Source organism: Prosthecobacter sp. (assembly GCF_044373815.1).
In the GTDB taxonomy this organism is placed as follows: domain Bacteria; phylum Verrucomicrobiota; class Verrucomicrobiia; order Verrucomicrobiales; family Verrucomicrobiaceae; genus Prosthecobacter.
In genome coordinates, this window is record NZ_JBIPNG010000279.1 from 1 (window position 1) to 8,739 (window position 8,739).

General features: G+C 60.5%; 6 protein-coding genes. 2 read left to right on the forward strand and 4 right to left on the reverse strand.

The genetic code is table 11. From position 1 onward, the window contains the following. The coding region (locus ACIREA_RS20250; protein ID WP_397384159.1) for an ABC transporter ATP-binding protein at positions 1–800 on the forward strand (800 nt) is incomplete at its 5' end. Continuing rightward, positions 797–1,594, forward strand: a complete 798-nt coding sequence (locus ACIREA_RS20255; RefSeq protein WP_397384160.1) for an ABC transporter permease — start codon at positions 797–799, stop codon at positions 1,592–1,594. The genes ACIREA_RS20250 and ACIREA_RS20255, both read left to right, overlap by 4 nt. Before the next feature lie 580 nt (positions 1,595–2,174). On the opposite strand, the gene ACIREA_RS20260 is transcribed toward ACIREA_RS20255, so the two are convergent. The 4 genes from ACIREA_RS20260 to ACIREA_RS20275 all read right to left on the reverse strand — a co-directional run. After that, positions 2,175–3,191, reverse strand: coding sequence for a Gfo/Idh/MocA family protein (locus tag ACIREA_RS20260; RefSeq protein WP_397384161.1), 1,017 nt, complete (start codon positions 3,189–3,191; stop codon positions 2,175–2,177). Positions 3,192–3,501: 310 nt separating this feature from the next. Beyond that, positions 3,502–5,679, reverse strand: a complete 2,178-nt coding sequence (gene uvrB / locus ACIREA_RS20265) for an excinuclease ABC subunit UvrB (protein WP_397384162.1) — start codon at positions 5,677–5,679, stop codon at positions 3,502–3,504. A 456-nt stretch (positions 5,680–6,135) separates the two neighbouring features. Further along, entirely contained in the window at positions 6,136–7,251 is a 1,116-nt protein-coding gene (locus ACIREA_RS20270) for a fatty acid desaturase (protein ID WP_397384163.1), read from the reverse strand. A 231-nt stretch (positions 7,252–7,482) separates the two neighbouring features. Further along, on the reverse strand, positions 7,483–8,739 hold a 1,257-nt coding region (locus tag ACIREA_RS20275), incomplete at its 5' end, for a sulfatase-like hydrolase/transferase (protein WP_397384164.1).

The window sequence follows — 8,739 nt, forward strand, 5'->3', positions numbered from 1 at the left end:
TGCGAACTAACACCTTAATGCCCGCCGCCCCCGACACCCGCGAAGTCATCCTCGAAGCCATCGATCTCACCCGTGAGTTCGACGGCGTGAAGGCGCTCGACCGCTTCAGCTTCAAGCTCCATCGCGGTGAGGTCCTCGGCCTCCTCGGTGCCAACGGCGCCGGCAAGACCACCGCCATGAACTGCCTCCTCGGCCTCACCCTGCCGACTTCAGGTGAGCTCAACGCCTTCGGCCTCCCCCTTCAGGCCAATCGCATCAGCATCCTCCAGCGCTCCAATTTCTCCTCCGCCTACACCGCCCTCCCCGGCAATCTCCTCGTCTGGCAAAACCTCAGCGTCTTCGCCCGCATCTACGGCGTGCCCAATCCGAAGAAGAAAATCGCCGAGCTCATGGAGCTCCTCGAAATCTCCCACCTCAGCAAACGCGTCACCGGCCAGCTCTCCGCAGGCGAGTCCACCCGCGTCAATCTCGTCAAAGCCTTCCTCAATGACCCCGAGCTCCTGATGCTCGACGAGCCCACCGCCAGCCTCGATCCCGACATCGCCGACAAGGTCCGCAAAGTCGTTCGCAAGGTCCAGCGCGAGCGCAGCATCGCCATCCTCTACACCTCCCACAACATGCGCGACATCGAGGAAGTCTGCGACCGCGTCATCTTCCTGCACAAAGGCAAGATTGTACGCGAAGGCACTCCCGCCGACATCGTCGCCCAGTCCAGCAGCGACAACCTTGAGGATGTCTTCATCAAGATCGCCCGCGACGGCGAAATCCTCGACGAACCGAAAAAAGAATCCGCCGTATGAATTTCCGCATCATCAGCGCGCTCGTGATGCGCCACCTCTTCCTCTACTCCCGCACTCCCATGCGCATGGTGGAGCTCGTGTTCTGGCCCCTGGTCGATCTCGTCGTCTGGGGCAACGTCACCGTTTTCATTCAGAAAAACAGCGATGAAAAATTCGGCGGCTTCATCCTCTTCTTCCTCGGCGCGATGATCCTCTGGGACATCCTCTTCCGCGCCCAGCAAGGCGTCGCCATCTCCTTCCTCGAAGACGTCTGGACCCGCAACCTCCTCAACATCTTCGTCGCCCCCGTTCGCACCGCAGAGTATCTGGGCTCCACCTTCTTCGTCGGCTTCCTGCGCATCCTCATCACCTGCGTCGTCATGAGTTTCGTCTCCTGGATCGGCTACTCCTTCAACATCTTCCAGCTCCAGTGGTGGCTCGTGCCCTTCTTCCTCAACCTCATGGTCTTCGGCTGGGCCCTCGGCATGATCTCTACCGCCTTGATTCTCCGCTGGGGACAGGCCGCCGAATCCCTCGCCTGGGCTGTCCCCTTCTTCATCCAGCCCGTCGTCTGTGTGTTCTATCGCGTCGAAGACATGCCCGCCTGGTCACAGCCCATCGCCTGGCTCTTCCCCGCCACACCCATCTTTGAAGGCATGCGCGAAGTCATGAAAACCGGCTCCATGAGCTGGAACCACCTCTGGCTCGCCGCAGGCCTCAATGTCATCTACCTCGCCCTTGCCGGCTGGCTCTTCGTCTGGGTCCTCAACCTCACCCGCAAACGCGGCCTCCTCACCAAGTTCGCCACTCAGTAACCGGGGCATTCCAGCCCCCATTGATGCCATGCTCGAAAACCGTGCCGGCAATCCAAAGCCAAGGCATCGGGGTTTCGCTTCCCGGCTTCGCAGCCTGATACCGTTTCTATCCGGCCTCTTGATGCCATCACCGCGCGGTTTGCAAACACGGCCTGGTGAACCTCGCTCAATTGACTGACACACTCACGTGCATAGCGAACTGCAAAAACTCACTCCCGGCATGCCGTGCCTGAGAAAGTTCGGTTTGCCGCAGAACGGAAGGAGCAGAGGCGTCAGAGATTGAATTCATTCTCTGCTTCCTCTGCCTCTTTGCCCCTCTGCGGCAGATTCAAATTCCATGTTGCAGCCTGTAATGCAATGCCTTTGGCGACGCTGCCTTCAAGGCCAACGGCCTTCCGTAATTGAGCCCAGGGCTGCCGAGCTTTAGCGAGTGCTTCCCTGGGAAGTCACCATCCCCATCCGGATAGCAAACCCAGCGCTCCGCCACACCCCACGCCCACCAGCAGTGTCTGCAACCCGCACCGCCACGCGCCTCCCGCCAAACAACCGTTCAGCCACCGTCAACAACCGTAAACCACCGTCAACTCTTCCCCCACGCCCCCGCCGCCCGCAGCACCGTCTCATGCACGCTGATGTCATGCGCCGCATCCCACGCCAGCTTCTTCTCCCCGCGCACCACCTTCGCCAGGTCCGTAAACTCCCCCGCATACCGGTCCTTAGGCACCTCCAGCTGAAACGACTGCGTCCCCTTCTTGTAGCTCCCCCGCGCCTTCGTCAGCGACAGATTCACCTTCCCGCTCTCCATCGGCAAAATCTCAAACGTCCCCTCCGTCCCCGTCACATTGAAGCGCCGCCTCGGCCCGCCAAATGGGTCCGCATGATTGACCCGCACCACCGCCGTCGCCTTCGCATACTGCAGCACCGCCATCTGGTTGTCCTTCACGCCATCGTCCTGCGTCGGCGTTGAAAAAGCCGACACCGACTGCGGCTTGCCCAAGATCGTCGTCACCGCGTCGATCACATGGCAGCCCAGCTCAAACAATCCCCCACCCGGCAGCGCGCCCATGATCCCACGCTGCTTCGCATCCCCCAGCTTCCCCATCGCCGCATCGATCTCCGTGATCTCTCCCAGCCACCCCTCACGCACCGCCTGAAACAGCAGCTCAAACGCCGGATTGTAGCGCAGCATATACCCCATCTGCACCGTCAGCCCCCGCTTCTCCGCCTCCAGCCGCATCGTCTTAAATTCGTCATGCCCCAGCGCCCCCGGCTTGTCCAGATGCACATGCTTCCCCGCCTCGATGCACCGCAGCGCCGTCGCGCACGAGTCCTCCATCCGCGTCTCCACCGCCACCGCCTTCAGATCCGGCGTGCCTAAAAGCTGCGCCTCCGTCAGCAGCGGCACCCCCTCATACCCCTTCTCCGCCGCGACCCCCACCACCTCCCAAAGATCCTTCAAGGCACGCATCGCCGCCATCTTCCCCGCCGCATGCGCATGCTCAGAGCCTATCTGCCCAATGCGCAATCGACCACCACCCCCACCAGCGGCAAAAGCAGTGGAACCACAAGCAAGCAGGAAGGCGCGTCGTTTCATCATAGTCCCTCTGAAACGAAGCCAAACCCCCATTCCTCACTCCGAAAGCATCATCACCCCACAACAACTCCACCACTCCACCACTCCACCACTCCACCGCGTTCCGCCACCCTCCAACCCCAAAGGGGTTGCATACCATAGCGAAGGTTTGCCGAGCCTCAGCGAGGCTACCCTGGTACCCGCCATCAAATCCGGAAAGCAAACCCACCGCCCCGCCACACACCGTGCTCACCAGCAGCGTCTGCAGCAAACTCCGCCCCACGATCCGGCACACCACCGCCTCCACCCCATTTCGTCATTCGTCATTCCAAACTCACTTCCCCTTCCTCCCACCCCTCTTCGGCTTCGCATAGCTCACATTCTTCCGCTGCGCCGGCAGCGCCCCCGTATCATCCGCATTCAGCCCCGCCCTCTTCTTCAATTCCCGAATCTGGTCCCGCAGCAGCGCCGCACGCTCATACTCCAGCTTGCCCGCCGCATCCGCCATCTCCTGCTCCAGCTCACGGATCGTCTCCGTAATCGCAAAATCGCCGCCACCCTCGCGCACCACGCTCTCCTCCACCTCACGCGCCTTGCCCAATACTTGCAGACTCTCCTGCACCGCACGCTGCACCGTCTGCGGTGTGATCCCATGCTTCTCATTGTGATCCGTCTGCACCTGCCGCCGGTAACCACTGATGCTCAGCAGCGCCCGGATGCTCTTCGTCTCAATGTCCGCAAACAGCACCACCTCCCCGTTGATGTGTCGAGCCGCACGTCCCGACGTCTGAATCAACGACGACTCGCTCCGCAAAAAGCCCTCCTTGTCCGCATCCAAGATGCACACCAGGCTCACCTCCGGCAGATCCAGCCCCTCACGCAGGAGATTGATCCCCACCAGCACATCACAGTCCCCCGATCTCAGGCTCCGTAAAATTTCCACCCGCTCGATCGCATCGATGTCGCTGTGCAGATACCGCACCTTGAAATCCAGATTGCGCAGGTAGTCCGTCAAATCCTCCGCCGTCCGCTTCGTCAGCGTCGTCACCAGCACACGCTCCCCCTTCTCAATCCGCTGTCGGCACAGCTCGATCGTCTCATCAATCTGCCCCTTCAACGGCTTGATCGTGATCACCGGGTCCAGCAGCCCCGTCGGCCGGATGATCTGCTCCACCACAAGCGTCCGTCCCTTCGTCGTCACATCAAATTTATCAATCGGCTCCGCACTCCCGCTGATCCTTACCGTTCGCGTCATCGGCAGCGCATCCGTCACCTTCGCGATGTAGCTGGTATTTCCCACCACGCTGTTCTCAATCTCAAACCGCGCCGGCGTCGCGCTCACATACACCAGCTGCCCCACCTTCCCCATGAACTCCTCAAACCTCAGCGGCCGGTTGTCCAGCGCGCTCGGCAAACGGAAGCCATGCTCCACCAGCGTCGTCTTGCGCGACTTGTCACCCTCATACATCCCGCCGATCTGCGGGATCGTCACATGGCTCTCGTCGATGAACATCAGCGGCGGTTCCTTGAAGAAATCCAGCAGCGTCCCCGGTGTCGCCCCCGGCTCACGCCCCGTCAGGTGCCGGCTGTAGTTCTCGATCCCCTGGCAGAAGCCCATCTCCTGCATCATCTCGATGTCATACTGCGTCCGCATCTTGATGCGCTGCGCCTCCAGCAGCTTCCCCTCCTTCTCAAACCACGCCACCCGCTCCTCCATCTCCTCACGGATTTTCACGATCGCCTTCCTCAGCTTGTCCCCCGGCGTCACAAACTGCTTCGCCGGAAAAATCGTGTAGCTCGGCATCTTCAGCGTCACCGTCCCCGTCAGCACATCCACCGCGCTGATCCGGTCGATCTCATCCCCGAAAAACTCAATCCGGATCGCCTCGTTCTCCAGATACGCCGGCACCACCTCGATCACATCCCCGCGCGCCCGGAATTTCCCGCGCGTCAGCTGCACATCATTCCGCTCATACAGCATGTCCACCAGCCGCGTCAGCAGCGTCTCCCGCGTCATCTGCATGCCCACGTTCAGCGGCAGCATCATCCCCTCATAATCCTCCGGAGAACCCAGACCGTAGATGCACGACACACTCGCCACGATGATCGTGTCCTGCCGCGTAATGAGAGCCCCCATGCTCGCCAGCCGCAGCCGCTCGATCTCATCATTCACCGCGCTGTCCTTCTCAATAAACGTGTCCGTCCGCGCGATGTAAGCCTCCGGCTGGTAGTAGTCGAAGTAACTGACAAAGTACTCCACCGCGTTCTCCGGGAAGAAATTCTTAAACTCCGAGTACAGCTGCGCCGCCAGCGTCTTGTTATGCGAAAACACCAGCGCCGGCCGCCCCACCTCCGCGATGATGTTCGCCATCGTAAACGTCTTCCCCGACCCCGTCACCCCCATCAGCGTCTGGTGCCGGTTCCCCGCACGCACCGACTTCGTCAGCTTCGCAATCGCCTGCGCCTGATCCCCCTGCGGACTGTACTCGGTGTTAAGCCTAAAGACTGACATGGTCCAAGGTACGTACAGCAACAGTTGAGCGATGCACTGAATAAGTCACACCGCGATCAGCGCAGCCGCAAAGCGCCATTCGAGCCCGAATGCATTCTCCAAAACTCCCGAATAACAAATCAACGGCTCTTCTGAGTATGTAGTTGATGCGCTTCGCTTCCCTTCGGGCTCACTTCGTTCGTCTGTCTCGCTTCGCTCGGCTCGGGATCGTAGCCCGTTCCGGAAGCTCCGCATCGCCACAAACCTGAAACCACCCATTGCACGTATTGTAGTACCGGCTTTAGCCGGAATCTGGAAACGTAGTTCGTGCAAACAGCTCCCAAATAAATGGCCGCTGTTAACCTCCGTTCCACAATCCCGCCGCCTCGAGTTCAATAACTCTGCGGTGCAAACCAGTCCCCGCAGAGCGATCCTCTGCGGTCTTCCAATCTCTGCGGTGAAAATTTCGGCCGTCCGTTAAGACATCCCCGAACCAATCTCGCTCGGCGCAGGCAGATCCGCCGGATCCACTTCCGCCACCTTCGCCGCCGCAGCCACCGGCTGCGCATAGCGCTGGCGGTACTCCTTCCAGGAGATCAGCTTCCGGTCGCTCTCATCCCACAGGCGCAGATTGATGCACTTCAGGCTCTTCCAGAAAGTCAGCGGCGGGATCGAATGAAACATCGGGTGCGAGTTATGGCACTTTTCCAGGTAGTAGTTCGGAATGCGTGAGCTCAGGTGGTGCACATGGTGGAAACCAATGTTCCCCGTGAACCACTGCAGGATCTTCGGCAGCTTGTAAAAAGAGCTGCCCTCCAGCGCCGCCGTCGTGTAGTCCCAGCCCTCACGGTGCTCCCAGTACACATCCTCATACTGGTGCTGCACATAAAACATCCAGATCCCTGCCATCCCCGCAAACATCGTCACCGGCAGCTGCATCAGCACATAGTTCTTGAAGCCAAACACGTAGCTCAAGCCCACGATCATGAGCACCAGCGCCACGTTCATCATCATCACCGACTTGCGGTCCTTACCCTTCGCACGCGGCGATGGAAAACGCTGATGGATCAAAAACAGCGCCAGCGGCCCCACCACAAACAGCGTGATCGGATTGCGGATCAGCTTGTAAAAAAAGCGCCGCGTCGGGCTCGACTCCTGGTACTCCTTCACCGTCATCGTCCAGATGTCCCCGTCGCCACGGCGGCTCAGGTCACCCGACGTCTGGTGGTGCACCGAGTGCTGCCATGTCCAGTGCAGATACGGCGTGAAAGTCAGCATCCCGCTGATGAAGCCCAGCACACTGTTCGCCCGCTTTGATTTGAAAAACGACCCATGACCGCAGTCATGAAACATGATGAACACACGCACCAGCAGCAGCCCCGTCACCGCCGCGATCGCCAGTGTCACCCAGTAGGAGGTGTGGCTCAGGCTCCAAAACATCGCATACCAAAGAAGGGCATACGGGACGAAAGTGTTAACGATCTGCCAGGTGGCACGCGGGATCGAAGGGACCGTGAAAGGGGCGACAATTTTTTTCCATTCGGAAATCGTGGCCTGGGGCTTGGATGATGTCATCTCAGGGGCGCTGCTCATAGTTGGGTGGAGACCCCTTCCATACCACATTTCTGCCATTCGTCCCACACTCAATTTGTTAAAATACTCTCATTTATGGCGAATTCTTGACAGTTTATTGCCATCTAAACACCTCATATAGAACAAATTACACTCCCACCCCCGCAAATCCCCCGCCCACCAGCACGGCGCTCCTACTGTGAAGAACGAACGCAGCCACCGCTTTCCGCCGCGCCGCAAATCCGTGCGTACTCAGTAGTCCCGAAACGGCCCCCGCGCCTCGCTCCCATCCATCTCCTTCCTCCACCCCGCAAACCTCTCCCTCATCATCCGCACCACCTCCGGCTTCTCCCCGCTCAGGTCCTTCTTCTCCCCCAGGTCCGTGCTCAAATCAAAGAGCCCCCCGCCCTTCCCCGACTCCACCCACTTCCAGTTCTCCACCCGCGCCGCCTTGTCCCCACGCCGCTGCCAAAACATCTCCTTCCGCGGCGATTTCACCTCCCCTCGCAGCACCGGCAGCATATTGAAGCCATCCAGCTTCACCCCCTCCGGCCCCATCGCCCCCGTCGCCGCCAGCAGCGTCGGCACCAGCTCCAGCGAGGTAATGAATTCATCCGTCACCTTCCCCGCCGGCACCTTCCCGCCCGGCCAGCGCAGGATGAAAGGCACCCGCAGTCCCCCCTCCCACATCGTGCTCTTCTGTCCCCGCAGCGGCGCATTCCCACCGTTCCCGCTCCCCCCGTTGTCAGACAAAAACACCACCAGCGTGTTCTCCGTCTGCCCCGCCTTCTCCACCGCCTCCAGCACCGCGCCGATCGCCTCATCCATGCACGTCACCGCCCCGCAGTAGCGCGCCAGCCTCTCGTCCTTCACCTTGCCCCGATACATCGCCACATACTTCTCCGGCGCCTGCACCCCCTCAGCCACCTTCTTCGCCCCCTCCTCCGTCCCCTCGCCAAAGCTCGACGCCCCATGCGGCGCATTGAAGGGCAGATACAAAAAGAACGGCTTCCGCCCCGCCTGCTCATTCACAAACCGCAGCGCCTCACGCCGGAAAACCTCCGTCACATACGTCCCCTTGTCCTCCTCCGTCCGCTCATTCCCCCGGAACAGCGATGCCACCCCGTACCGCTCATGCGTGTAGTAGTCGATCCCGTTGTTCCCGTGACCGTAGAAGAAATCAAAGCCCCGCTGCAGCGGTAGGAAGCGCCTCGCCTGACCCATGTCCCACTTCCCCACGCAGCCCGTCGCATAGCCCGCCTTCCGCAGCATGTCCCCCAGCGTCACCTCCCGCACATCCAGCCCCAGCGTCATCTCCGGAGACACCGCATACTCCGCCGCATCATACCGGTGACCATAGTTCACCAGATCATTCCTCACCATATCATACAGCCCGTTCCGCTGCGGATACCTCCCCGTCAAAATGCTCCCCCGCGACGGCGTACACGCCGGCCACGTCACATAAAAGCTCGTCCCCCTCACCCCCTCCGCCGCCAGCCTGTCCAGGTT

Excerpts from the sequence above, each read along its gene's own strand:
- ACIREA_RS20255 (WP_397384160.1), top strand. The coding sequence starts at position 797 with ATGAATTTCCGCATCATCAGCGCGCTCGTGATGCGCCACCTCTTCCTC.
- ACIREA_RS20260 (WP_397384161.1), bottom strand. The coding sequence starts at position 3,191 with ATGATGAAACGACGCGCCTTCCTGCTTGCTTGTGGTTCCACTGCTTTT.
- uvrB (WP_397384162.1), bottom strand. The coding sequence starts at position 5,679 with ATGTCAGTCTTTAGGCTTAACACCGAGTACAGTCCGCAGGGGGATCAG.
- ACIREA_RS20270 (WP_397384163.1), bottom strand. The coding sequence starts at position 7,251 with ATGAGCAGCGCCCCTGAGATGACATCATCCAAGCCCCAGGCCACGATT.